The sequence below is a fragment of the Providencia vermicola genome, assembly GCF_010748935.1.
Lineage (GTDB): Bacteria > Pseudomonadota > Gammaproteobacteria > Enterobacterales > Enterobacteriaceae > Providencia > Providencia zhejiangensis.
Window position 1 is genome coordinate 33,854 of sequence record NZ_CP048796.1, and the last position, 26,147, is coordinate 60,000.

Sequence of the window (26,147 nt, forward strand, 5' to 3'; positions counted from 1 at the left end):
TGTGCTACAATATAAATCCATACGTATGTATTGAAAAGAGGTTTTTGTTAAATGGGACGTCAACGAACAATCGATCGAGATAAAGTGCTCGATGCTGCTGAAGAGATTGTGCTCACACAAGGAGCCGCCGCTCTAACCATTGATGCCGTGGCCAAATCCATGGGAATTTCTAAAGGTGGTGTGCAATATTGCTTTGGTAACAAAGATGCTCTCATCGATGCGATGTTTGAACGTTGGGGATATACCTATGAACAAATATTCAATCGTGAAATAGAAAAAGATAATTCACCTGAGAATCGAATTAATGCCCATCGGCTCGCGACGTATGAACACGATAAAGTCGCTATGGCGAAAGGGGCAGCATTGATGGCAGCTTTATTACAAACGCCAGAATACCTAGAAAGTACACGTCATTGGTATCGCGACAGATTGCGTCATTTAGACACCTCGACCGAACAAGGAAAACGCGCTCGATTGATGTTTCTTGCCACTGAAGGTGCTTTTATGTTGCGCTATTTTGGATTGATGGAAATTGATGAAGATGAGTGGCAATCCATGTTTAACGATATGTCACGATTATTAAGCTAATCATCTTACAACTCAATGACAGGCTGCTAACCGCTGAATTATCGTCATCAATAATATCATCCTCTCTGACTACCCCAGAAAACCCTCGGTTTGATAACATTAAATAATAAAAAACCCGACTATATAATTAACGATATAATCGGGTTTAAGCTATTCACGTCTTTATTTCACAGTATTATTCAACTGTCACTGATTTAGCTAAGTTACGAGGCTGATCAACATCGGTTCCTTTGATCAACGCCACATGATAAGACAATAGCTGTAGTGGCACAGTATAGAAAATCGGTGCGATAAGCTCTTCAACATGTGGCAGAGAAATAATTTTCATATTTTCACTCGCCTCAAAGCCCGCATCTTGATCAGCAAATACATATAACAAGCCACCACGTGCACGAACTTCTTCAATGTTAGATTTTAATTTTTCTAACAGTTCATTGTTCGGTGCAATGATAATCACTGGCATATCTGCATCAATCAGTGCCAATGGGCCATGTTTTAACTCACCAGCTGCATAGGCTTCAGCATGAATATAAGAGATTTCTTTGAGCTTCAACGCCCCTTCAACGGCTATTGGGAACTGCTCGCCACGGCCAAGGAATAAGGCATGGTTTTTATCCGAGAAATCTTCCGCCAGCGCCTCAATCACTTTATCGTGAGATAACATACTTTCAATGCGTGCTGGTAACGCGTGTAACGCATTCGCGATGTTCTCTTCTAACTCTGGATTCGCGCCTTTAATGCGCCCCATATACGCAACCAACATCAACAGTACCGTTAATTGAGTGGTAAACGCTTTCGTTGAAGCAACCCCAATTTCAGCACCAGCCTTAGTCATTAAAGCAAAATCAGATTCACGCACTAGCGACGAACCCGCTACGTTACAAACTGCTAAAGATGTTAAGTAACCTAATTCTTTCGATAAACGTAACGCTGCTAATGTATCCGCGGTTTCACCTGACTGAGAAAGCGTAATCATTAAGCTGCCTTTACGGTGAGCAGGCTTACGATAGCGGTATTCAGAGGCAATCTCTACATCACAAGGAATTCCTGCTAAAGATTCAAACCAGTAACGAGCCACCATTCCCGCATTATAAGAGGTTCCACAAGCAACAATTTGAATATGCTCAACTTGCGATAAAATCTCTTCTGCTTTAGGGCCTAATTCACTAAGGTCGATACCATTGTCTTTACTAAAACGCCCTTCAAGGGTGTTTTTGATCGCCATTGGCTGCTCATAGATTTCTTTTTGCATATAGTGGCGATAAATACCTTTATCACCTGCATCGTATTGAACATTTGACTCTATTTGTTCACGTTCAACTGGTTCACCTTGATGATTAAAGACACGTACTGTACGGCGAGTCACTTCCGCAATATCCCCTTCTTCGAGATAAATAAAACGACGTGTCACAGGTAATAATGCCAATTGATCCGATGCTAAGAAGTTTTCGCCAACACCGAGCCCAATAACTAATGGGCTTCCCGAGCGAGCAGCGACTAATAATTCAGGAGTACGGCTATCCATGATCACGGTACCATAGGCACCACGTAACTGAGGGATAACACGTTGAACAACTTCAACTAAAGAACCGCCTTTTTGTTGCTCATGATGAACAAGGTGAGCAATCACTTCAGTATCAGTTTCAGAACTAAAGACATAACCGAGCTGTTTCAGCTCTTCTTTTAATTCCAGATAATTTTCAATAATGCCATTATGTACAACAGCAATGAAACCAGAAGTATGCGGATGAGCATTACGTTCGCTTGGAACACCATGAGTAGCCCAACGCGTATGCGCTATACCTGTACCGCCAGATACTGGGTTTTTCTCTGCTTCTTCCGCCAGCATTTGAACTTTACCGACTTCACGTAAACGCTGAAGATGACCTTCATGATCAACAACAGCCATACCTGCCGAGTCATAACCACGGTATTCAAGACGACGAAGACCTTCAATGAGAATTTCTGCGATATCACGTTGTGCGACAGCACCTACAATTCCACACATATTTAATTTATTCCTAAACAAAGAGCCGTAGCCCTTACGATGTCGCTACCTGATTGTTATTACAGCTTTTGCTGTTTCCCCGAGCCTTGTAGAGAATGGGGTTATTATATTTTTATCTATTTAATACTAATAAATGGAGGAGAAACTTCGTCTCCTCCTTTAAAATTTATCTTATTTTTTCTTGACTGGACGTTGCCAGTTTTTAATGTGCACTTGTTTAACACGGCTAACCACTAACTCACCTTCATTAATATCACGAGTGACTGTCGTGCCTGCACCAATGGTTGCGCCATTTGCAACAGAAACTGGCGCGATTAGCTGGGTATCCGATCCAACAAACACATCATCGCCGATGACCGTTTTATATTTATTCGCGCCATCGTAGTTACACGTAATCGTTCCTGCGCCAATATTTACATTATCACCCACTTCTGCATCACCTAAATAGGTCAAGTGGCCAGCCTTGGAGCCGAGGCCTAATGATGCATTTTTCATTTCAACAAAGTTGCCAACATGGGCTTTAGATGCCAATTTAGCACCAGGACGCAAACGAGCAAAAGGACCTACCGTACATTCGGTAGATAATTCAGAGTTTTCTATCACTGAATAAGGGCTGATCACTGAGTTATCACCAATAACACAGTTTTTCAAAATACAGCCAGATTGAATATGTACGTTATGACCTAAAGTGACATTTCCTTCAATGATCACGTTAGTATCAATGATCACATCTCGACCATGGGTTAAGGTTCCGCGAATATCGAAACGTTCAGGATCAATTAGCATCACGCCGGCTAGGAGTAATTTCTCTGCCTGCTCTTTTTGATAAACACGCTCAAGAGCCGCTAATTGTAAACGGTTATTGACCCCTTCCATTTCGCTCAAACGGCTAGGATGAACAGTTTCTATCTTATTACCTTCTTTATGTGCCAATGCAATAACATCAGTAATATAGTATTCACCTTGGGCATTATTGTTATTCAGTTGAGCTAACCAACGTTTGAAGTCTTTACCACTCGCAACCATGATCCCAGTATTGATTTCTTGAACCTTAAGTTGTTCTTCTGTAGCATCTTTTTGCTCAACAATACCAACAACTTCACCCTGTTCACGAATAATACGGCCATAACCCGTTGGGTTATCTAAAATCACCGTTAATAAACCAATCCCCCCTTTAGGCTTAGCATCAACCAAGCGCTGTAGGGTATCTTGAGCGATCAATGGCACATCGCCATAAAGCATAATGATGTCTTCATCGTCTTGAAAATGAGGCGCTGCTTGTTGCATGGCATGCCCTGTTCCCAATTGCTCTGCCTGCAAGACCCAATTAAGGTTTTGTTCACCCAATTTCTTTTTCAGTAAATCGCCACCATGCCCATAAACGAGATGGATGTCTGATGCCCCAATTGATTTTGCAGTATCAATAACATGCTGAACCATTGGTTTGCCTGCCAATAAATGCAAGACTTTAGGCAATTCTGAATACATTCGAGTGCCCTTACCAGCAGCAAGAATGACGACACTTTTTCTTTGCACAGTCATAATTTCCTGAAACTCCAACTTTAGGGTGAAAGTAAACCTATTTCCTACGTAAAATACTACATATTTCGCACAAATAAAAAAGCCAGTCAGGGATTAACCGACTGGCTTTTCTTTATACTGCCTTCATTACATCAGCTTTTTAGTTAACTCGATAACTCGAAGTTTCGCTATTGCTTTCGCAAGTTCTGCCGATGCCTGAGCATAATCAACATCACCGTGAGCTTTACGGACATGTTCTTCCGCTCTGCGTTTAGATTCCAGCGCACGCGCCTCATCTAAATCTTTACCACGGATAGCTGTATCAGCCAGCACGATAACGCCATTTGGTTGAACTTCTAAAATACCTCCGGAGAGGTAAATTAACTCTTCTTCACCAAACTGCTTAGTAATACGTACCATGCCCGGTTTTATGGCAGTCAGCAGTGGGGTGTGCTGTGGGTAAATACCCAGTTCACCTTCACTACCTGTCACCTGAATTTTTTGTACCAGTCCGTCAAACATCTGTTTTTCAGCACTGACAACTGTCAGGTGGTATGTCATTGCAGCTACCATATCAACCTCCCGTCAGCCAGATTAAAGCTTTTTAGCTTTTTCCACAGCTTCTTCAATGGTACCAACCATGTAGAACGCTTGTTCTGGCAGGTGGTCGTAATCGCCGTTCAGAATGCCTTTGAAGCCACGGATAGTGTCTTTCAGGGATACGAACTTACCTGGTGAACCAGTAAAGACTTCCGCAACGAAGAATGGTTGAGACAGGAAGCGCTGGATCTTACGAGCACGAGCAACAACCAGTTTGTCTTCTTCAGACAACTCATCCATACCTAGAATTGCAATGATATCTTTCAGTTCTTGGTAGCGCTGAAGGATAGACTGAACGCCACGTGCAACATCATAGTGCTCTTGACCAACAATGAGTGGATCAAGCTGACGGCTGGTGGAATCCAGAGGGTCAACCGCAGGGTAAATACCCAGAGAAGCGATTTGACGGCTCAGAACCACGGTTGCGTCCAAGTGAGCAAAGGTTGTTGCTGGTGATGGGTCAGTCAAGTCATCCGCAGGTACGTAAACAGCCTGTACTGAGGTGATAGAGCCCGTCTTAGTAGAAGTGATACGTTCTTGAAGAACACCCATCTCTTCTGCCAGTGTTGGCTGATAACCTACAGCTGAAGGCATACGACCTAACAGAGCGGATACTTCAGTACCTGCCAGTGTATAACGGTAGATGTTATCCACGAACAACAGAACATCACGGCCTTCGTCACGGAATTTTTCAGCCATAGTCAAACCGGTCAGTGCAACACGCAGACGGTTTCCTGGTGGCTCATTCATCTGACCATAAACCAGTGATACTTTGTCAAGAACGTTAGAATCCGTCATTTCATGATAGAAGTCGTTACCTTCACGGGTACGCTCACCAACACCAGCGAATACTGAGTAACCTGAGTGCTCAATCGCGATGTTACGGATAAGTTCCATCATGTTTACTGTTTTACCAACACCCGCACCACCGAACAGACCTACTTTACCACCTTTAGCGAATGGACAAATCAAGTCCATGACTTTAATACCGGTTTCTAGCAGTTCTGTTGAACTTGATAGTTCTTCGTAGCTTGGCGCTGCACGGTGGATAGACCAACGCTCTTCTTCGCCGATGTCACCTTTCATATCAATAGGGTCACCTAGAACGTTCATGATACGTCCTAAAGTTGCTTTACCTACTGGTACTTCAATTGGGTGCTCTAAGTTTTTAACTTCTAAACCACGGCTTAGGCCATCTGATGTCCCCATTGCGATACAACGGACAACACCACCGCCTAACTGTTGCTGAACTTCCAGCACCAGTTTTTCTTTACCGTTAATAACCTCAAGAGCATCGTACACTTTTGGTACTTCATCTTGAGGGAACTCGACGTCCACAACGGCGCCGATTACCTGGATAATCTTTCCAGTAGCCATCTTGAATCCTCTACGTAATTCGTAAACCTAGCTGTTAAACCGCGGCAGCACCCGAAACAATTTCGGTAAGCTCCTGAGTAATGCTGGCCTGACGAGCTTTGTTGTAAACCAACTGCAACTCTTTGATCAGGTTTCCACCATTATCGGTAGCTGCTTTCATTGCTACCATTCGTGCGGCCTGCTCACTAGCCAGGTTTTCAACGACGCCCTGATAAACCTGCGACTCGATATAACGACGCAGCAGGGTATCCAGCAACGCCTTAGGATCGGGTTCATATAAATAATCCCAAGATTTTTTCTTCAAGGTTTCATCATTACTTTCAGGTAATGGAAGAAGTTGAAGAATAGTTGGCTCCTGAGACATTGTATTGATGAACTTATTGGTCACCACATACAGTTTATCCAAACGCCCTTCATCATAGGCTTGTAGCATAGAGTTAACTGGACCGATCAAATCAGAAAGCGTTGGGTTATCCCCCATTCCTGTAACCTGAGTGACGACATTGCCGCCGACAGATCCAAAGAATGAAACTGCTTTAGAACCGATCAAAGCCAAATCAACTTGAACGCCTTTTTCAGACCATGTTTTCATGTCTGATAGTAGTTTTTTGAACAGGTTAATGTTCAAACCACCACACAAACCACGGTCTGTAGAAACAACCAAATACCCAACACGCTTAACTTCACGCTCTTCAAGGTATGGGTGTTTATATTCCAGATTACCTAACGCAAGGTGACCAATCACACTGCGCATAGTTTCTGCATAAGGACGGCTGGCCGCCATGCGTTCCTGCGTTTTACGCATTTTGGACGCCGCGACCATTTCCATCGCTTTAGTGATCTTCTGCGTGTTTTGCACGCTGGCGATCTTGGAACGTATCTCTTTTGCGCCGGCCATTTCTGCTTCTCCTTATTAACCAGACGGCCCATTAAAATTCACGGGCCGAATAGTATTACCAGGACTGAGTTGCTTTAAATGATTCGAGCAGTTGTTTCAACTTACTTTCGATATCATCGTTATAGTTACCCGCCGGGCCGATTTGATTCATAAGGTCAGCATGCTCGCGCAATGCATAAGAAACTAATGCAGCTTCAAATGCACCAATTTTCGCTAACTCAACATCTTCCAAATATCCACGTTCTGCCGCAAACAGAGACAGTGCCTGCTCTGCAACTGACATTGGTGCATATTGTTTCTGTTTCAGCAATTCAGTTACTTTCTGACCATGGCTCAACTGCTTACGCGTAGCGTCATCAAGGTCTGAAGCAAACTGGGAGAATGCTGCCAGTTCACGATACTGAGCGAGTGCTGTACGGATACCACCAGACAGTTTCTTGATAATTTTTGTCTGAGCAGCACCACCAACACGCGAGACTGAAATACCTGGGTTAACCGCTGGACGAATACCAGAGTTAAACAGGTTAGATTCCAGGAAGATCTGACCATCTGTAATTGAAATTACGTTAGTCGGAACGAATGCAGAAACGTCACCAGCCTGAGTTTCAATGATAGGCAACGCTGTCAATGAACCCGTTTTACCTTTAACTTCGCCTTTTGTGAAGTTTTCAACATACTCAGCGTTAACACGAGCAGCACGCTCCAGCAAACGTGAATGCAGATAGAAAACATCACCAGGGTAAGCTTCACGTCCAGGTGGACGACGTAGCAACAGAGAAATCTGACGATACGCAACGGCTTGTTTAGACAGGTCATCATAAACAATCAGTGCATCTTCACCACGGTCACGGAAGTATTCACCCATCGCACAACCAGAGTATGGTGCTAAATATTGCAGAGCAGCTGATTCAGATGCCGTTGCAACAACAACGATGGTATTTGCCAGTGCGCCATGTTCTTCTAGTTTACGAACAACGTTAGAAATCGTTGACGCTTTCTGACCGATAGCGACGTAAACACATTTGATGCCTGAGTCGCGTTGGTTGATGATTGCATCGATTGCCAAAGCAGTTTTACCTGTTTGACGGTCACCGATAACAAGCTCACGCTGACCACGACCGATAGGAATCATCGCATCGACTGATTTATAACCAGTTTGTACAGGCTGATCAACCGATTGACGGTCGATAACACCTGGAGCAATGACTTCTACAGGAGAGAAACCATCGTGCTCAACAGGGCCTTTACCATCAATAGGCTCACCCAGTGTATTCACTACACGTCCTAGCAGGCCACGGCCAACTGGAACTTCAAGAATACGACCAGTACATTTTACTTTCATGCCTTCTGCTAAATCAGCATAAGGACCCATTACAACAGCACCAACGGAGTCGCGCTCCAAGTTCAATGCAATTGCATAACGGTTGCCAGGCAGTGCGATCATTTCACCCTGCATGACTTCGGCTAAACCGTGAATACGAATGATACCGTCACTAACGGATACAATCGTACCTTCGTTGTGAGCTTCACTCACAACATCGAACTGAGCAATACGCTGTTTGATCAGTTCGCTGATTTCGGTGGAATTCAGTTGCATATGCTCCAGTCCCCTTAAGACTGCAAGACGTCAGTTAAACGCTCTAAGCGACCGCGGACACTCCCGTCAATAACGAGGTCTCCAGCACGAATAATCACTCCAGCAATAACAGACTTATCAATTTTGCAATTCAGCTTAACTTTGCGTGACAGACGTTTTTCCATCGCTGCAGAAATTTTGGCTAACTGCTGTTCATTCAGTTCGTTGGCAGAAATTACATCAACTTCAATCGTTGATTCCATGGTATCACGCAATTGGATAAATTGAGTTAATACTTCTGGTAGCGTACTTAGACGCCCGTTTTCAGCCATAATACGAATCAGATTTTGAACATGCTCGTCAATTTCATCTCCACAAACAGAGATAAACGTTTTTGCTAATCTTTCTGGCGCAATAGAACCAGAAAGTAGCTCACCAACCTGTTCATTGCGCGTCACCTCAGAGGTGAAGGCCAGCATATTTTGCCATTTTTCAACAGACTGGTTTTCCACAGCAAAGTCAAAAGCTGCTTTGGCGTAGGGGCGAGCTACAGTAGCGATTTCAGACATGCCCCTCCCTCCTTACAGTTCAGCGACTAGTTTATCAACGATGTCGCTGTTAGCAGCTTCATCCACGGAACGTTCAATGATCTTCTCGGCACCTGCGACAGCAAGCATCGCAACCTGTTTACGTAGCTCTTCACGTGCACGTTTGCGCTCAGCATCAATTTCTGCTTGAGCTTGTGCGACGATTTTTGCACGTTCTGTTTCAGCTTCTGCTTTGGCTTCTTCAATCATCTGGCTGCGTTGTTTATTCGCTTGTTCGATGATGACCTGAGCTTCTGCTTTTGCTTTTTTCAGTCGGTCGGTTGCGTCGGTTTGCGCCAGTTCCAGGTTCTTTTTAGCACGTTCTGCGGAAGATAAACCGTCAGCAATTTCTTTTTGACGTTTTTCTATGGCCGCCATAATCGGTGGCCATACATACTTCATACAGAACCAAACAAACAGGACAAACGCGATAGCCTGGCCGAGGATTGTTGCATTTAGATTCACAGACAATACCTCTTGTTAATTAATAAGTTAACGTTCTAAGTGTTCTGTAACTAAAGTTAGGCAACAGCGAACATTACATACAGGCCCAGACCAACAGCAATCATCGGAATAGCATCGACAAGACCCATTACGATAAAGAACTGAGTACGCAGCAGAGGGATTAAATCTGGCTGACGAGCAGCACCTTCTAAAAATTTACCACCTAGGATGCCGATACCGATCGCAGCACCGATCGCCGCTAAACCCATCATAATAGCAGCAGCCATGTACAGCAGATCCATATTCAGGTTTTCCATGACAGTCTCCAGTTTGTTTCAGTTAAGACAATATTGATAGTTAAATTAATGCTCTTCAGATGCCATCGACAGATAGACAACAGTCAGAACCATAAAAATAAAGGCTTGTAGCGTAATAATCAGTATGTGGAAGATAGCCCAAGGCAGGCTTAGCAACCACTGTGACCACCACGGAAGCAGAGCCGCGATAAGAATAAAGATCAATTCACCTGCATACATGTTACCAAACAGTCGCAGACCGAGTGATACAGGTTTTGACAGCAGGCTTACCCCTTCAAGAATTAAGTTAATAGGAATAAAGACTGGATGATTGAAAGGTTGAAGAGTCAACTCTTTCGTAAATCCACCGATTCCTTTCATCTTAATGCTGTAGAAGAGGATCAGGATAAACACGCCAATCGCCATAGATAGAGTGACACTAACATCTGCGGTTGGTACTGCACGTAATGCAGGTAACCCGAGATAATGCTCAGCAATATACGGTAGGAAATCGATTGGGAGTAAATCCATCAGGTTCATTAAAAATACCCAGACGAACACAGTTAATGCCAAAGGAGCAATAACCTTGCTCTTACCGTGATACATATCACGGACTGAGTTATCAACGAAACCAATGATCAGTTCTATTGCAGTCTGTAACTTACCGGGTACGCCACTAGTCGCATTAACTGCAACTCTTCTAAATAGCCACAGGAACAAAGCCCCGAGAACTACTGAGAAAAAAAGCGAGTCAATGTTCAACGTCCAAAATGTTGGACTAGCGTGGGGATCGACCAACTTAAAGGTACTCAGGTCCAACTGAAGGTTTTTCAGGTGGTGGCCTATGTAATCCTCTGTAGTCATCACTTCTCCTGATGCAGACATGATGCCTCTTACCCTTTTGTAGTTTAAAAATACTTACCGCCTTAAAACGGCTGGTGCAACAATCTGAACAATTAGCACCGCTAAATAGGTCAAACCCAGTGGTGTCAATGACGCTTTAAACACACCGAAAGCAATGACTAACACAGTAATGGTTGTTACAACCTTTAGCCCTGCTCCTAATGCAAAGAACCAGGCAATGCGGACAGGTTCATCCTCTTCTTTTGCTTTCTGAAAATGGGCTAGCAGCATAAATACGATATTAGGTAACCAGCATGCTAAACCACCCGCAAGAGCAGAGGCCCCCCATTCTATACTATTTGCACAGAAAGCCCCACTGAGGATCACAAAAGTTATTAGCTGAAATGACAACTGCTTTACTGCATGCTTGTTGTCGTAAAGGGATACAGACATAACTTTTTGTACTCCCAGCTGTTCTCAGCCTCAGAAACGCTAAGTGTTGTATAAAACTGTCTTTGCTTAAATGTGTCAAGAGACAAAAACGAGCAAATTATACGGGCAGGCGAAATGAATTCAATCAGTAAGTAGCGAAAAGGTGAATAAATATTTAATTTTTTCGAGATAGCGCAGAAATGTGGCAATAATAATTAATAAATAGTTAATGACTCGACAATCAAAAACATTTTTCTGTGATACAAATCACATTTCATGTTAGTTACATTATTAACGAGGTCAAGGTTTCTAATTAAGAAAAAAAAGATTTAAGCTTTAAATCAAATAATTAAAAACGTTATTTTTCAATCGAAAAAAAGATGTAATAAATCAAATATTTCATTATTAATGATCTTAAACATCCAAGTGATTTATCTAAAATCTCTGTTTAGCGATATTTTTTAATGTCTAATGTGTATTTTTGATAGTTATTCGTTATTACCGTGTAAAAGTAACGTAAAATCCGAATTGGTAAAATCCCCCTAAAAATAAAAATAGCAGTAACATTGTAAATGTGACTGCTAAAGCTCTAAAAGATAAAATTTAATTGATAAAAAGCAACTTTATTTTAAAGATAAAATCACTAAATGACGTTGCTCATCAAGATCAGGGACTTTCAACTCAGTGATAGAGTCAATGGAAAATGGGTTAGGTAGGTCAGAAAGTTCATCCTCACGCACGACACCTTTCAATGCATAAAACTTCCCAGACGACTTAGGAAGATGGTGACACCAGTTCAACATATCGCTTAAAGAAGCAAATGCGCGGCTAATCACACCATCAAAACCGATTTCGGGTTGATACTCTTCGACACGAAATTGCACTGGCTCAATATTACTTAGCCCTAACTCATGTTGAACCTGTTTCAGGAAGCGAACTCGCTTCCCTAGGCTGTCAAGTAACACAAAATGTGAGTCAGGACGAACAATCGCAAGAGGAACTCCCGGTAAACCGGGTCCAGTTCCAACATCAATAAATGATGTCCCCTTTAGCTGACCGTTCACCACTATGCTATCCATAATGTGGCGAATAAGCATTTGTTGAGGATCACGAACAGAAGTCAGGTTATATGCCTTATTCCATTTATTAAGTAATTCCACATACCCAACTAACTGTTGTTTTTGTTTCTCCGTTAATTCGATATTCGCAAGTGTCGATAAACGCGTTAGGTGCGCTAATAAACTCATTTTTAAGCACTCCTACGTAGCATGCCTTGCTTTTTCAACCAAACAAGCAAAATGGAAATAGCCGCTGGGGTAATTCCTGAGATACGTGAAGCTTGGCCAATTGAAGTTGGTTTATGATCATTCAATTTTGCCATCACTTCATTTGACAGCCCTTTCACTTGCTTATAATCAAGGTCGACAGGGAGTAATGTATTTTCATTACGTAATTGTCGTTCTATCTCTTCTTGCTGACGAGCGATATAACCTTCATATTTAACTTGTATTTCAACTTGATCAGCAGCTTGAGGATCTGTGATCCCCGGCGCAAAACGGCTCAGTGACGTCAATAATTGGTAATCCATTTCTGGACGACGCAGTAAATCTTCACCATTGGCTTCTTTAGAAAGTGGTACTGACAATATTTGGTCTATTTCATCATGGCCTTCTGCTTTAGGATGAACCCAAATGTCTCTCAAGCGCTGACGCTCTTTTTCAATCAATTCCACTTTGTTATTAAAGTGAGCCCAACGTACATCATCAACGAGGCCTAATTCACGACCTTTTTCGGTTAAGCGAAGATCCGCGTTATCTTCACGTAGCATTAATCGATATTCTGCACGGGAAGTAAACATACGGTATGGTTCTTTGGTACCTAACGTACAAAGATCATCAACCAACACGCCCATATAAGCCTGATCGCGACGAGGGAACCAGCCTTCTCGATCAAAGGCATATTGAGCAGCATTCAGTCCAGCGAGTAAGCCTTGTGCTCCCGCTTCTTCATACCCAGTTGTACCATTGATCTGGCCAGCGAAAAATAAGCCATTAATAAACTTGCTTTCAAGGGTTTGTTTGAGATCTCGAGGGTCAAAGAAATCATATTCGATAGCATAACCTGGACGTATGATCCTCGCGTTTTCCATTCCTTTCATTGAGTGAACTATTTGCATTTGCACATCAAATGGAAGGCTGGTGGAGATACCATTTGGGTATATCTCATTACTTGTTAATCCTTCAGGCTCTAAAAAGATTTGGTGTGCATTGCGATCAGCAAAGCGCATCACTTTATCTTCGATAGAAGGACAATAACGAGGACCGATCCCTTCAATGATCCCTGCATACATAGGACTACGATCAAGGTTATTTCTGATCACATTATGCGTTTTTTCATTGGTATGAGTGATATAACAGGGTACCTGCTGTGGATGTTGATCTTGTGATCCTAAAAAGGAGAAAACAGGCATGGGATCATCACCAAGTTGCTGAGCTAATTGGCTAAAGTCAATTGTTCTAGCATCTATTCTCGGTGGGGTACCTGTTTTTAAGCGATTGACCCGTAAAGGCAGTTCTCTTAAACGCTGTGAAAGAGAAATAGAAGGTGGATCACCTGCTCGGCCACCGCTGTAGTTTTCTAAACCAATATGGATTTTTCCATCAAGGAAAGTTCCAACGGTTAGTACAACGGCTTTAGCTTTAAATTTTAGCCCCATACGGGTAATAGCACCCGTTACCGTATTGTTTTCAACAATTAAATCTTCAACAGGTTGTTGGAAGATCATTAAGTTAGGCTGGTTTTCTAAAGCGGTTCTGACGGCTTGACGATAAAGTACTCGGTCTGCTTGTGCACGTGTTGCACGAACAGCAGGTCCTTTACTGGCATTCAACGTTCTAAATTGAATACCCGCTTTGTCAGTTGCAGTGGCCATTAAGCCACCAAGGGCATCGATCTCTTTAACCAGATGTCCCTTACCGATCCCACCGATGGCTGGGTTGCAGGACATCTGGCCCAAAGTATCAATATTGTGAGTCAGTAATAGGGTTTGACGCCCCATACGTGCAGCTGCCATTGCTGCTTCAGTACCGGCATGACCACCACCAATTACGATGACGTCAAATTGCTCTGGATAAAACATGTGTGAACCTTAACGTTAGAAAAATGCTGACTGTTGCATTCGAGGAGAGAATTCTACTCAAGTTTTAAGGATAGACCAAGCTATGTTGATCCGAGCCTTATAATATAAAGATCTTTTTATTTAAAGATCTCTTTATTAGATCTTTTATTAGGATCATCAGTATCTGTGGATAACTGAATATTCACTATAAAGATCATAAAACTGTAAAGGATCATATACTGTGAATGATCCGTGATCCTTTTGCGTATAAGCTGGGATCTAAAAGGGTAGTTATACACAGCTCATGGCGACATTAAAACTTATACTCTGGATAACTACCGGTTAATACCGAGATCTTACCAGAGTTATCCACATCTGATCGTTGTTATTTTGAACAAATCAGAGTTCGATCGCCCAAGTTTTAACCCATTCACCTGCTGGATCTTCAGGAATTTCATGTTGCTGAACATCAATTTCGAGTGGTTCGCCGATCCTTTTAGCACCATGATCGATTAATAAGGTGTTTAATTTATGAATTGCGCCACAAAAAGTGTCATATTCAGAACTGCCAATTCCTACACTGCCAAATTGAACCTGACTGAGATCAGGCGATTGACTTTCTATTTGTTCAGCGAGAGGTTGAATATTTTCAGGAAGATCACCCGCACCGTGCGTTGAACTCACCACCAGCCATAAACCTTCACGTGGTAGTGAATCTAGGTCTGGTCCATGTTGCACTTCGGTTTCATGGCCAAGTTCTTCTAAGATCTCTGCCATATGTTCTGCAACATACTCAGCACTCCCCATTGTGCTGCCGCTTATTAGGGTTACTTTTGTCATGGTGATTCCCGATCGCTACATTAGGGCGCTATTGTACGCTGTGAATGAGCTGGGATCTACCTGTGGATAATGTGGTTATAGAAATTTTTTTTTATGGGCTAATTGTTCTCATGATCGGGTTCTGTAGCGAGATCAGTGTTTCTGTGGACTGAATTTCATCTATCGTTTGAATTTTGTTGATAAGTACGTCTTGGAGGGCATCAATCGATCGGCACATCACTTTAATAAAAATGCTGTACTGCCCAGTCGTATAGTAGACCTCAACCACTTCTTCTAGGGCGTCTAATTTTTTGAGGGCGGTGTGATAATCTTTAGCACTTTTCAAAATAATGCCAATAAAGCAGCACACATCAAAACCGAGTTGTTTCGGGCTGATATCAATACGTGTTCCTGTAATGATTCCTGCCTGTTTCATTTTTTCTACACGCACATGAATTGTGCCTGGGCTGACAGAGAACTTTTTAGCCAGTTCTGCGTAAGCGGTACGTGCATTTCTCATTAATTCGTGAAGTATGTCACGGTCGAGATTATCGATATGATAATTTTCAGGCATTATTACCTCCTTAATTTAATGAATTCTTATTTTTATACCCATTTTTTTAGATAAAATAAATGTGAAAGTGTTTTTTTAATGAAGTATATTGAATTCCACCCCTGTTTTGTTGCTTAATCTACACATCGGCTAACGCAGCTAACAAATTATGGGTGAATACAATGGACAAATCATTTATCGAACAACAGCAACAAATCAGCTTTGTAAAATCTTATTTTTCACGTTTACTTGAAAAAGAACTTGGCTTGATTGAAGTTCAAGGTCCTATCTTAAGTCGTTTAGGTGATGGTACTCAGGACAACTTGTCTGGCCATGAAAAAGCGGTTCAAGTAAAGGTAAAATCAATTCCGGATGCAACCTTTGAAGTGGTTCACTCCTTGGCAAAATGGAAGCGTAAGACATTAGGTCGATTCGATTTTAAGCCAGGCCAAGGTCTCTACACTCATATGAAAGCGTTACGTCCAGATGAAGATCGCTTAACCCCAATTCACTCAGTCTATGTTGATCAGTGGGATTGGGAAAAAGTGATGGGTGATGAGGAACGTACTCTTCCTTATCTGAAGCAGACAGTGGGTAAAATCTATCAGGCAATAAAACAAACAGAAGCCGCCATTAGTAGCGAATTTGGACTGGCACCGTTCCTGCCAGAACAAATTCACTTTATCCACAGTGAAGAACTGCTACAACGTTATCCTGATTTAGATGCAAAAGGCCGTGAACGTGCAATTGCAAAAGAATTAGGTGCCGTTTTCCTTATCGGTATCGGTGGCAAACTTTCTAACGGTGAAGCGCATGATGTTCGTGCACCAGACTATGATGATTGGACAACCGAAAACGAAGAGGGTTATAAAGGCTTAAACGGTGACATCATTGTGTGGAACCCAGTGTTGCAAGACGCATTTGAAATCTCGTCAATGGGGATCCGTGTTAGCCCTGAGTGCCTGACTCGTCAGCTAAGCTTAACAGGCGATGAAAAGCGCATGGAGCTAGAATGGCACCAAGCATTAGTCGAAGGCAAAATGCCACAGACTATCGGCGGCGGTATTGGTCAGTCACGTTTAGTGATGTTACTGCTCCAACGTCAGCACATTGGCCAAGTTCAATGTGGTGTTTGGTCTCCAGAAACTCGTGAATCTGTTGCGGGTATGCTGTAGTTAGCGACTAAAGCGGCGCAATAACCTGCTTTTTAATCCGGTATCAAAGCGCCAGATATGATCAAATATCTTCATGATGCCGGGTTTCCCATAATTTGAAACAGATACCGCATGGAAGCGGTATTTCCCTGCCTTTTGTAGTGTTCTTATTTTTTGTATTAATTCGTCAGGTAAACGTTGCGCGACAAAGTCTGAAATAATCACAGTGTCAGCATCCATCCACGATGGTGATTCAAGTTGTTTGACGGTTTCTTGTAAGCAACTAGCCAAATCAGTTCCGCCACGAAATGTCTGATGCAAAAAGCGCATACATTGTTCTAACCCGTCTGCGGAGACTAAGTCATAGTGAACGATTTCAGTAGAAAATAACATGATATGACATGAACGGTTATCCGCCAGCGCAATTTTTAATAATGCGAGGCAAAAGGCTTTGGCACAACGTTCATTGATTCCCCCCATCGAACCTGACGTATCAATACAGACAATGAAAGGCCCTCTAGGCTGTTCTTCATGATGATGATGAGTGATAGGGCGAAGTACTCGCCTTTCTTGCCAACTTTCCCCCTGTAATCGATAGGTCATTAACTGTTTTTCAAGCAACTTACGATAGAATTCAAACTCAACGTCTTCTAACCCCAACATAGCTAATTCTGTGGGGAGTAAGCGTAAAATATCATCACTTTGATTAAGTCCGTTGACTTGCTCAGGTACCGTTTCTGGTACTTTTTCTAAGAGGGTCATCGGTTCGAGAAGTACGCTATTTTCAGGTAATGAACGCGCAGATTGGCTACGACCTAATAGTTGAGCTATTTTTTCCAATTCAGGCTGTTGGCGTAAAAAATCACTGTAGTGGTTCAATAACTTATCATTATAGACTGATGCGGTATTGAGCCCTTTGCTTAAATCCCATAGCCGGCCTGCTGCTCGTTCATTCTCACCGAGAATTTCTTCTAGATTACCACTTAGTGCAAGTCGCCTTTGTAATTCAGCTAATAATTGTTCTTTTTCTTGTTCTAACAACTCTTTATGTAATGTTGTGACTTGTAAGATTAAATTAATACGCCAACGCTGAATGAATAGGCTTTGTCTCGCACTATAATTATCAATTTTACCCGTCGCTAGTTTGCGGGCTTCTGGATAAAAAGGTGAATCTAACTGCTCTAGTTTTGTGATTAAATCCGGTAATTGGTTAAAAAACAGCTCAGTTGCCTGACCTAGAGCGCGTTGATACAGTTGAAACTCCTCAGCGAGTTGAGCTGGCACTAAGGCATCTTGCAGCTTTTGTTTAAGATCTTTTTTCCATTCCGATAAATCTTTTAATAGTGCTTTCTTGAGCCGAGGATGTTTTTCAAAGAAAACGGCTAATTGCGGTGTGGCGAGAAGCGATATAATGATCTCTTCGATTAATTGGCTTTCATTAACTGAAAGCAATAGGTCTAGCGTGGCTAAACTCAGCATGGTTAATCCACCACTTTACCTATGATTTGGTTACGCAAATGAGTTAATTTCTCCGTTAACTTAATAAAGCTCTCTTCTATGCCAGCCAGCCACTTTGATTCAATAAATAAATTGGGTTGTTGTTTTTCAAATTGGTAACGTGCCGATTGAATATCTTGTTGGATTTTATCTAGTTTTTCTAGCCATACTTGATTATCTGTTTTATCACTGCGGGTTGTTAACGCCTGTAGATAGAGGGTTGAAGCTTGATGGCTAACATCTAATAACTGAATTTGATTCATATTGTTTATTTCAGCTGCAATTTCTTGTGCGAACCCAATACCATTAAGATGAGCTGATAGGGTTGTGCCTTTAGTGAGAAAATGAGTGAGCGATTTTTTATCTGTAGTAATAAATGTCACTTTTATATCATGCAATTGCAGGGGCTTATGCAGAAACAGTGTTAAACGACCCTCTTTGATCTCTTCAGGCAACGTATAGGTAGGGCGGCGAGCAAACATCGCCGTGCTTTTAGTGACTTTAAAGGCATTTTGGTTATTTTGTTCTTGTGTTGATGATGTCCATTCTTGATAGAGCATTTCCATTTCACGAGTGTATTTTCTTTGCTGCCAACCATCTTCCTCTAATATTGATTTGATTAGCTGAGGCAATGTATTCATTGATTGCATGTCATGCCATAAACAATCTTTCAGTAGCACAATATCAAGAGGCGAAACTTCACTTCTACCATTAAAAAATGCGCTTGCTTGTAATAAATAAACGGCTTTTTTCCAACGCCTATCAGATACATAAAGCTGTTTATCCGTGACATCTAATTGTTGGCGAAGCTGATAAATGAGTTCAAAACAATGATCGGGCAGCGTTATTTTTGGTATGTGTTGCTGCCACTCAGCATATTCATCATCACTGATTTTTAAATGATCAGGTACGAGTGATTCCTCTTTTGGCGGTTTACCGGTTAATAGCGCTCTAAAATTTTGTTTTTCTTGTACTTTATCGAGCCAGATACGAATAAGCATTCTATCAAATAAGGCTTCTAAGCTATTATCTGCATCGGGAAGTTCGTTAGATGCGGTCACTAATAAACGCATTGGAATAGCGCTTTCATCATCACCATTTCGAAATTTTCGCTCGTTGATTGCCGTTAAGAGCGTATTCAAAATAGCGGGGCCGGCTTTCCAAATCTCATCAAGAAAAACAACTTCAGAATCGGGTAAATAGCCTTTTGTCAGTCGTTGATAGCGCCCTTCATCCTTAAGAGCTTGTATGGATAATGGACCAAAAATTTCTTCAGGAGTCGAAAAACGCGTCATCAAATATTCGAATGTATTAGCATGACGAAAAGCATACTTCATACGGCGAGCTATCAAGCTTTTAGCGATACCTGGAGGACCTAAAAGAAAAACGCTCTCGCCACTTAATGTGGCCAATAAGCATAAACGTATCGTTTGCTGGCGTTCATACAGTCCACTTTCAAGATAGTTACTCAGTTGGGCAATTCGTTCCGCTAGCTGCATATTGGTTCCTTTATGATTACTTAGGCAACATCTCGTCATACTTCAAGTTATCGCTTTGTTAGCTGTTCGTATTATGCATAGAGAGTGAGCCACTCATTGACGAATTAACTGCTTCTCGAATTATTGAGAGTATATATTGTTAGGTTATCTATCCTGAGATAATTTGTGCAATGTCTTTTGTTATTTTTTCTTTGATTCCTAATAGTGAATCACAAAAACGATTCAGCTTTAACTAATTCAATAAGTTCACCTTTCTATCTTTTTCCCTGTTAACGAAACGTTTCGATAGCGATCACAAATCTTAGTCAATAACGTTGAGTTGTTGACTTTCTTATCTATATTAGATTGAGCGAAACGTTTCGCTCAGACAGGAACAGTGGAAACAATGAAAAAAGGTATTTTGCTTAATTCCAATATTACGTCAGTCATCGCCAAGTTGGGCCATACTGATCATATTGCCATCGCTGATGCAGGGTTACCTATACCACAACAAGTTGAGCGTATTGATTTAGCCATCACACAAGGATTACCCGATTTTATGTCTGTACTGAGTGTTGTTACTCAGGAAATGCAGGTTGAAAAAGTGATTCTGGCTGAAGAAATTATGACGGTAAATCAAAAAATGGAGCAAGCCATATTAGCACACCTGAAAGCATTAGAGCTTACGCAAGGAAAGCCAATCGAAGTGGAATATTGTCGTCATGAACACTTTAAAAAAATGACGCACGATAGCAAAGCGGTGATTAGAACAGGAGAGTGTTCACCTTTTGCGAATGTGATCCTCTGTTCCGGTGTGACCTTCTGAGGTGTGTATGCAACCTTTATTAGAACTTATCGGTATTGAAAAATCTTTTCCGGGTGTAAAAGCGCTAAATGGTGCTTCACTTAATGTCTACCCAGGAAAAGTCATGGCGCTGGTTGGGGAAAATGGTGCCGGCAAATCAACCATGATGAAAGTACTCACAGGAATTTATAGTAAAGACGCAGGTGCTATTCGTTATTTAGGGAAAGAGGTTACATTTCATGGCCCTAAAAACTCTCAAGAAGCAGGGATTGGTATCATTCACCAAGAACTTAATCTGATACCTGAACTTTCTATTGCCGAAAATATTTTTCTTGGCCGCGAGTTTGTGAGTCGATTCGGTAAAATTGACTGGAAAACCCTATTTAGTGAGTCTGATAAGTTACTAAAACGTCTTAACCTTGATTATGACAGCCATCAATTGATTGCTGAACTATCAATTGGCGAACAACAAATGGTTGAGATAGCAAAAGTCTTAAGCTTTGAATCTAAAGTCATCATCATGGATGAACCGACCGATGCGCTTACTGATACAGAAACGGCATCACTCTTTCGCGTTATTGAAGAATTAAAAGCACAAGGGTGCGGGATTGTTTATATCTCTCACCGCTTAAAAGAAATTTTTGAAATTTGCGATGATGTAACTGTGTTTCGCGATGGGCAATTTATCGGCGAAAAAAGTGTAGAAACGTTAAAAGAAGAAACGCTCATAGAGATGATGGTGGGGCGTAAATTAGAAGATCAATACCCGCGTATTAGTGTGCCCGTTGGGGATGTACGTTTACAAGTTGAAAATCTATCAGGCCCAGGGGTCGATAATGCCAGTTTCTCATTAAGAAGTGGTGAAATTTTAGGCGTGTCGGGACTGATGGGGGCTGGTCGTACAGAACTAATGAAAATCATCTATGGTGCCGTAAAGAAAAAATCCGGTGAAGTACGCCTTGATGGCAAAAGTATCACATTAAAAACCCCACAAGACGGCTTAAATAACGGCATTGTCTATATTTCAGAAGATCGTAAGCGTGATGGTTTAGTACTAGGCATGTCCGTCAAAGAGAACATGTCGTTGACAGCACTTCGTTACTTTAGCCGTGCTGGCGGCAATCTTAAACATAAAGAAGAACAACAGACGGTCGGTGACTTTATTCGCTTATTTAATATCAAAACCCCTTCCATGGAGCAGATTATTGGCAACCTATCAGGAGGAAACCAGCAAAAAGTCGCGATTGCGCGTGGCTTGATGACAAGGCCTAAAGTCCTGATTTTAGATGAACCAACTCGAGGTGTGGATGTAGGGGCTAAAAAAGAGATCTATCAATTAATTAATCAATTCAAAAAAGAAGGGCTGAGTATCATTTTGGTCTCTTCTGAAATGCCAGAAGTGATTGGAATGAGTGACCGCATTCTGGTTATGCATGAAGGGCGTATTAGTGGTGAGTTTTCAGCTCAACAAGCCACCCAAGAAGTGTTAATGGCTGCCGCTGTTGGCAAAAATTACGGCTCAGTTCAGGAGTTATCCGTATGACATCGAATACCACAACCTCAAAACGTTGGTTCAGCAAAGCATGGCTAATGGAACAAAAGTCATTAATTGCGTTATTAGTATTAATAGCTATCGTTTCATCGCTTAGCCCGAATTTTTTCACCCTTAATAACCTGTTTAATATCCTGCAACAGACATCGGTTAACGCCATCATGGCGGTGGGGATGACGTTGGTGATCTTAACGTCCGGTATTGACCTATCTGTTGGTTCATTACTGGCCTTAACTGGGGCTGTTGCGGCATCGATGGTGGGGGCTGATGTGAATGCCTTCGTCGCCGTTGCGGGAGCATTAGCCCTTGGTGCTGCTATCGGTGCATGTACAGGTGTGATTGTGGCTAAAGGCAAAGTGCAAGCCTTCATTGCGACCTTGGTTATGATGCTATTACTGCGTGGAGTAACCCGTGTTTATACCGATGGCAGCCCAATCAATACTGGTTTTAGTGATAATGCGGATCTGTTCGGTTGGTTTGGTATCGGTCGACCATTTGGGGTTCCAACACCAATTTGGCTGATGATCATTGTCTTTGCTGCGGCATGGTATTTATTACATCACACACGTTTAGGCCGTTATATCTATGCACTAGGTGGGAATGAAGCGGCAACTCGACTATCGGGTATTAATGTTGACCGAATAAAAATTATTGTTTACGCCTTATGCGGGTTACTTGCTGCATTAGCAAGTGTGATTGAGGTTGCCCGCCTATCTTCCGCACAGCCGATGGCGGGTAATGGCTATGAACTTGATGCGATTGCTGCCGTTGTTCTCGGAGGAACAAGCCTTGCTGGTGGTAAAGGGCGTATTGTTGGCACGTTGATTGGTGCGCTGATCTTAGGTTTTCTTAACAATGGATTAAACTTATTAGGTATCTCGTCAAACTATCAAATGATTGTGAAAGCAGTCGTTATCTTATTAGCAGTGCTGGTTGATAATAAAAAGTAACCTATACCCTACAGGAATACGATGATGAAAATGAAAAAACTCGCAACTTTACTTTCAGCGGTCGCTTTGAGTGCCACCGTTAGTGTGAATGCAATGGCTAAAGAGAGTATTGCTCTGGTGATCTCTACCCTCAACAATCCATTCTTTGTGACGATGAAGGATAGCGCCCAAAAAGAAGCTGATAAATTAGGTTATGAACTCATTGTTCTGGACTCTCAAGATAATCCAGCTAAAGAGTTAGCCAATGTTCAGGACCTAACCGTTCGCGGTACTAAGCTAATGTTAATTAACCCAACAGATTCAGATGCTGTTGGTAATGCTATCGTTATGGCAAATAAAGCGAATATTCCAGTTATTACTCTTGACCGTGCGGCAAATAAAGGCGAGGTGGTCAGCCACGTTGCTTCAGATAACCGTATGGGAGGAAAAATGGCGGCCGACTTTATTGCTCAAAAAACAGGTAATGATGCCAAAGTTATCCAATTAGAAGGGATCACCGGAACTTCAGCGGCACGTGAGCGCGGTGAAGGTTTCAATACGGGAGCTAAAGAGCATAAATTTAATGTATTAGCGAGCCAACCTGCTGATTTTGATAGAACTAAAGGTTTAAACGTTATGCAAAACTTGCTAACAGCGCACCCTAGCGTACAAGCGGTTTTTGCACAAAACGATGAAATGGCTCTAGGGGCATTAAGAGCGTTACAAACCGCGGGACGTGATGATGTGTTGGTTGTTGGCTTTGATGGTACTAATGATGGTATTAAAGCCGTTGAAGGTGGAAAATTAGGCGCAACAATCGCACAGCGTCCAGATCAAATTGGGATCGTTGGTGTACAAATCGCCGATAAAGTATTAAAAGGTGAAAAAGTTGAACCAACCGTACCTGTAGAGTTAGAACTGGTTGTTAAAAAATAATCGAAACTAAACCGCCGTTATGATTAACGGCGGTTTGCTTTATTTGCGAATATAAAGAAAAAAATGCAAAAGGAAATACATGTTATGGGCACAGCTAAACTGGTCGTTTTAGGTAGCATCAATGCTGATCATATTTTAAATATTGAGCAATTTCCGCAGCCTGGAGAAACAGTGAGAGGGAGTCACTATCAAGTTGCATTTGGTGGAAAAGGTGCAAACCAAGCGGTTGCTGCCGGACGAAGTGGTGCTGATATAACATTTATTGCTTGTGTAGGTAACGATAGCATTGGGCAAAACATTAAGACACAACTAAAAAATGATAATATTAATGTTGAATGCATTGATGCGATTGATAACGAAACAACGGGTGTTGCGTTGATTTTTGTTAATCAACAAGGTGAAAATGTGATTGGCATCCATGCTGGAGCAAACGCACATTTAACAGAAGAAAGAGTTACACATTACCAACAAAAAATCATCGATGCTGACGCAGTATTGATGCAATTAGAATCCCCAATCGAAGCAGTCCAACTCGCGGCTGAAATTGCGCAAAAAAATAATACCAAAGTGATTTTAAACCCAGCCCCTGCTCAAGCACTTCCTGATTCATTACTTGCTTTGATTGATGTGATTACGCCAAATGAAACTGAGGCAGAACATTTAACTGGCATTGCAGTGAAAGATGAGCAAGGTGCTCAAGCGGCAGCTCAAATTTTACATGATAAAGGTATCAGTAAAGTGATGATTACCTTAGGTGCTAGAGGTGTCTGGTATAGTGAAAAAGGTTCAACAGGGACAATTATTGCTGGATTTAAAGTTAAAGCCGTCGATACAATTGCTGCCGGAGATACTTTTAATGGTGCCTATGTTACGGCTTTGCTCGAAGGTAAAAGTGATGCAGAAGCGATCATTTTTGCGCATGCCGCAGCAGCGATTGCTGTGACTAGACCGGGTGCTCAGCCCTCTGTACCGTGGCGAAATGAAATTGATGCATTTTTAACTCAACAGGAATAACTTGTGGCAACTATGAAAGATGTTGCGCGCCTAGCCGGTGTTTCAACATCCACCGTTTCTCATGTCATCAATCAAAATCGCTATGTCAGCGAAAGTGTGACATTACGAGTCAAAAATGCGATTGAACAACTCAACTATGCTCCATCAGCATTAGCACGTAGTTTGAAAATGAATCGCACCAATACAATTGGTATGTTATTGACGACCAGTAATAACCCTTTTTATGCGGAAGTCGTTCGTGGTGTTGAACGAAGCTGCTATGAACGTGGTTTTAGTTTAATCCTTTGTAATACAGAGGGTGATCTTCAGCGAATGAACCACAGTTTAGAAACGTTATTACAAAAGCGTGTTGATGGTTTATTAATCATGTGTACGGAAGTGCAAGGGCCATCAAAAGAGGTACTTTCTCGTTATCCAGCCGTTCCAACTGTGATGATGGATTGGTCTCCATTCGAATCAGGAGGCGACATTATTCAAGATAACTCTTTCCTTGGCGGTGAAATTGCCACACGTTATTTAATTGATGCTGGATTCACACAAATAGCCTGTATTGCTGGCCCTCAGGATAAATCTCCAGCTCGAGCGCGTTTCCAAGGGTTCATGCAAGCAATGAAACAAGCATCATTAAAGATTCCGGATGAATATATTATTTTCAGTGATTTTGAATTTGCTGGTGGTTTTAATTCAATGAATAAACTGTTGGCACTTGATAATCCCCCGAAAGCTATTTTTGCAGGGAATGACGCGATGGCCGTTGGGGCTTATCAAGCCATTTTTAGCAAAGGTCTTAAAGTCCCTGACGATATTTCAATTATTGGTTACGATGATATCGATCTATCACCTTATATGATCCCGCCATTGACGACGATTCACCAACCAAAGGATGAGTTAGGTAAATTAGCAGTCGATCAGCTTATTTTTCGGATGGATAACCCTGAAGCGGACGCTAATGTTTTAGTATTGACGCCCAAACTTGTTGAGCGCCAATCAGTGAGAAGTAACTAGTTCTTATCGGATGGTTGTGACTTATTCTTTATTAAGTTTTGACCATCGCTTTTTTTCAATAATAAGAACACAAATGCGGAAACCAAGGTAATGACACCAATAGTGATAAAGGTGTAA

26 protein-coding genes (1 of these 26 cut by a window edge) are annotated in these 26,147 nt (G+C 41.9%); 8 read left to right on the forward strand and 18 right to left on the reverse strand.

Going from position 1 to position 26,147, the window contains the following annotated elements:
- The first annotated feature begins 51 nt into the window (after window positions 1–51).
- Window positions 52–588 (forward strand): TetR/AcrR family transcriptional regulator, encoded by a 537-nt coding sequence (locus G3341_RS00115; protein ID WP_154623589.1) that lies wholly within the window; start codon window positions 52–54, stop codon window positions 586–588.
- Window positions 589–763: 175 nt separating this feature from the next.
- Here the strand turns inward: G3341_RS00115 and glmS are convergent, their stop codons facing one another.
- The 15 genes from glmS to asnC form a co-directional block, all read right to left on the reverse strand.
- On the reverse strand, window positions 764–2,596 hold the full coding sequence (gene glmS, locus G3341_RS00120) for a glutamine--fructose-6-phosphate transaminase (isomerizing) (protein ID WP_154623590.1): 1,833 nt from the start codon (window positions 2,594–2,596) through the stop codon (window positions 764–766).
- Window positions 2,597–2,767: 171 nt separating this feature from the next.
- Window positions 2,768–4,138 carry a bifunctional UDP-N-acetylglucosamine diphosphorylase/glucosamine-1-phosphate N-acetyltransferase GlmU gene (gene glmU, locus G3341_RS00125; RefSeq protein WP_154623591.1) on the reverse strand — a complete coding sequence of 457 codons (1,371 nt, stop codon included), beginning with the start codon at window positions 4,136–4,138 and terminating at the stop codon, window positions 2,768–2,770.
- Window positions 4,139–4,264: 126 nt separating this feature from the next.
- Complete coding sequence (locus tag G3341_RS00130; protein WP_154623592.1) at window positions 4,265–4,690, reverse strand: F0F1 ATP synthase subunit epsilon; 426 nt, start codon at window positions 4,688–4,690, stop codon at window positions 4,265–4,267.
- A 21-nt stretch (window positions 4,691–4,711) separates the two neighbouring features.
- Window positions 4,712–6,094: a F0F1 ATP synthase subunit beta gene (gene atpD, locus G3341_RS00135; protein WP_154623593.1), complete on the reverse strand. Its 1,383-nt coding sequence runs from the start codon at window positions 6,092–6,094 to the stop codon at window positions 4,712–4,714.
- A gap of 34 nt (window positions 6,095–6,128) precedes the next feature.
- Window positions 6,129–6,992, reverse strand: coding sequence for a F0F1 ATP synthase subunit gamma (gene atpG / locus G3341_RS00140; protein ID WP_154623594.1), 864 nt, complete (start codon window positions 6,990–6,992; stop codon window positions 6,129–6,131).
- Window positions 6,993–7,047: 55 nt separating this feature from the next.
- Window positions 7,048–8,589, reverse strand: a complete 1,542-nt coding sequence (atpA, locus tag G3341_RS00145; protein ID WP_154623595.1) for a F0F1 ATP synthase subunit alpha — start codon at window positions 8,587–8,589, stop codon at window positions 7,048–7,050.
- 14 nt (window positions 8,590–8,603) lie between these two features.
- On the reverse strand, window positions 8,604–9,137 hold the full coding sequence (gene atpH / locus G3341_RS00150; RefSeq protein ID WP_154623596.1) for a F0F1 ATP synthase subunit delta: 534 nt from the start codon (window positions 9,135–9,137) through the stop codon (window positions 8,604–8,606).
- 12 nt (window positions 9,138–9,149) lie between these two features.
- Window positions 9,150–9,620, reverse strand: coding sequence for a F0F1 ATP synthase subunit B (gene atpF / locus G3341_RS00155; protein ID WP_163860454.1), 471 nt, complete (start codon window positions 9,618–9,620; stop codon window positions 9,150–9,152).
- A 56-nt stretch (window positions 9,621–9,676) separates the two neighbouring features.
- Window positions 9,677–9,916 carry a F0F1 ATP synthase subunit C gene (atpE, locus tag G3341_RS00160; RefSeq protein WP_004393045.1) on the reverse strand — a complete coding sequence of 80 codons (240 nt, stop codon included), beginning with the start codon at window positions 9,914–9,916 and terminating at the stop codon, window positions 9,677–9,679.
- Window positions 9,917–9,961: 45 nt separating this feature from the next.
- Window positions 9,962–10,780: a F0F1 ATP synthase subunit A gene (gene atpB / locus G3341_RS00165; RefSeq protein ID WP_163860455.1), complete on the reverse strand. Its 819-nt coding sequence runs from the start codon at window positions 10,778–10,780 to the stop codon at window positions 9,962–9,964.
- A 33-nt stretch (window positions 10,781–10,813) separates the two neighbouring features.
- Window positions 10,814–11,191: a F0F1 ATP synthase subunit I gene (gene atpI, locus G3341_RS00170; RefSeq protein ID WP_154623599.1), complete on the reverse strand. Its 378-nt coding sequence runs from the start codon at window positions 11,189–11,191 to the stop codon at window positions 10,814–10,816.
- A gap of 602 nt (window positions 11,192–11,793) precedes the next feature.
- A complete protein-coding gene (gene rsmG / locus G3341_RS00175) occupies window positions 11,794–12,417 on the reverse strand; it encodes a 16S rRNA (guanine(527)-N(7))-methyltransferase RsmG (protein WP_154625030.1) in 624 nt (207 codons plus the stop codon).
- A gap of 2 nt (window positions 12,418–12,419) precedes the next feature.
- Entirely contained in the window at window positions 12,420–14,309 is a 1,890-nt protein-coding gene (gene mnmG, locus G3341_RS00180) for a tRNA uridine-5-carboxymethylaminomethyl(34) synthesis enzyme MnmG (RefSeq protein WP_163860456.1), read from the reverse strand.
- Window positions 14,310–14,687: 378 nt separating this feature from the next.
- The gene (mioC, locus tag G3341_RS00185; RefSeq protein ID WP_154625032.1) at window positions 14,688–15,128 is read right to left on the reverse strand and encodes an FMN-binding protein MioC; all 441 of its coding nucleotides are present in this window, start codon (window positions 15,126–15,128) and stop codon (window positions 14,688–14,690) included.
- A gap of 91 nt (window positions 15,129–15,219) precedes the next feature.
- On the reverse strand, window positions 15,220–15,681 hold the full coding sequence (gene asnC, locus G3341_RS00190) for a transcriptional regulator AsnC (RefSeq protein ID WP_163860457.1): 462 nt from the start codon (window positions 15,679–15,681) through the stop codon (window positions 15,220–15,222).
- A 161-nt stretch (window positions 15,682–15,842) separates the two neighbouring features.
- On the opposite strand from asnC, the gene asnA reads away from it, so the two are divergent.
- Window positions 15,843–16,835: an aspartate--ammonia ligase gene (asnA, locus tag G3341_RS00195; RefSeq protein ID WP_154625034.1), complete on the forward strand. Its 993-nt coding sequence runs from the start codon at window positions 15,843–15,845 to the stop codon at window positions 16,833–16,835.
- Here asnA and viaA read toward each other — a convergent pair whose 3' ends face one another.
- On the reverse strand, window positions 16,836–18,293 hold the full coding sequence (viaA, locus tag G3341_RS00200) for an ATPase RavA stimulator ViaA (RefSeq protein WP_163860458.1): 1,458 nt from the start codon (window positions 18,291–18,293) through the stop codon (window positions 16,836–16,838).
- Between the two features lie 2 nt (window positions 18,294–18,295).
- Window positions 18,296–19,810, reverse strand: a complete 1,515-nt coding sequence (gene ravA / locus G3341_RS00205; RefSeq protein ID WP_163860459.1) for an ATPase RavA — start codon at window positions 19,808–19,810, stop codon at window positions 18,296–18,298.
- A gap of 385 nt (window positions 19,811–20,195) precedes the next feature.
- Between ravA and rbsD the strand changes: the two genes are divergently transcribed.
- The 6 genes from rbsD (at window position 20,196) to rbsR (ending at window position 26,030) form a co-directional block, all read left to right on the forward strand.
- Window positions 20,196–20,615, forward strand: a complete 420-nt coding sequence (gene rbsD, locus G3341_RS00210; RefSeq protein ID WP_154625037.1) for a D-ribose pyranase — start codon at window positions 20,196–20,198, stop codon at window positions 20,613–20,615.
- 7 nt (window positions 20,616–20,622) lie between these two features.
- Complete coding sequence (gene rbsA, locus G3341_RS00215; protein ID WP_154625038.1) at window positions 20,623–22,137, forward strand: ribose ABC transporter ATP-binding protein RbsA; 1,515 nt, start codon at window positions 20,623–20,625, stop codon at window positions 22,135–22,137.
- Window positions 22,134–23,096, forward strand: coding sequence for a ribose ABC transporter permease (rbsC, locus tag G3341_RS00220; RefSeq protein WP_154625039.1), 963 nt, complete (start codon window positions 22,134–22,136; stop codon window positions 23,094–23,096). The genes rbsA and rbsC overlap by 4 nt, the downstream gene beginning before the upstream one ends.
- Window positions 23,097–23,120: 24 nt before the next feature.
- Window positions 23,121–24,011: a ribose ABC transporter substrate-binding protein RbsB gene (gene rbsB / locus G3341_RS00225; RefSeq protein WP_154625043.1), complete on the forward strand. Its 891-nt coding sequence runs from the start codon at window positions 23,121–23,123 to the stop codon at window positions 24,009–24,011.
- Between the two features lie 84 nt (window positions 24,012–24,095).
- A complete protein-coding gene (gene rbsK / locus G3341_RS00230) occupies window positions 24,096–25,025 on the forward strand; it encodes a ribokinase (RefSeq protein WP_154625040.1) in 930 nt (309 codons plus the stop codon).
- Window positions 25,026–25,028: 3 nt separating this feature from the next.
- Entirely contained in the window at window positions 25,029–26,030 is a 1,002-nt protein-coding gene (gene rbsR, locus G3341_RS00235) for a ribose operon transcriptional repressor RbsR (RefSeq protein ID WP_167520906.1), read from the forward strand.
- Here rbsR and mdtD read toward each other — a convergent pair.
- On the reverse strand, window positions 26,027–26,147 hold the 3' portion of the coding sequence (mdtD, locus tag G3341_RS00240) for a multidrug transporter subunit MdtD (protein ID WP_154625041.1). The gene runs 1,286 nt beyond the window's last position; only the last 121 of its 1,407 coding nucleotides appear in the window; its start codon lies beyond the right edge, outside the window — the gene reads right to left on this strand; its stop codon occupies window positions 26,027–26,029. The genes rbsR and mdtD overlap by 4 nt on opposite strands.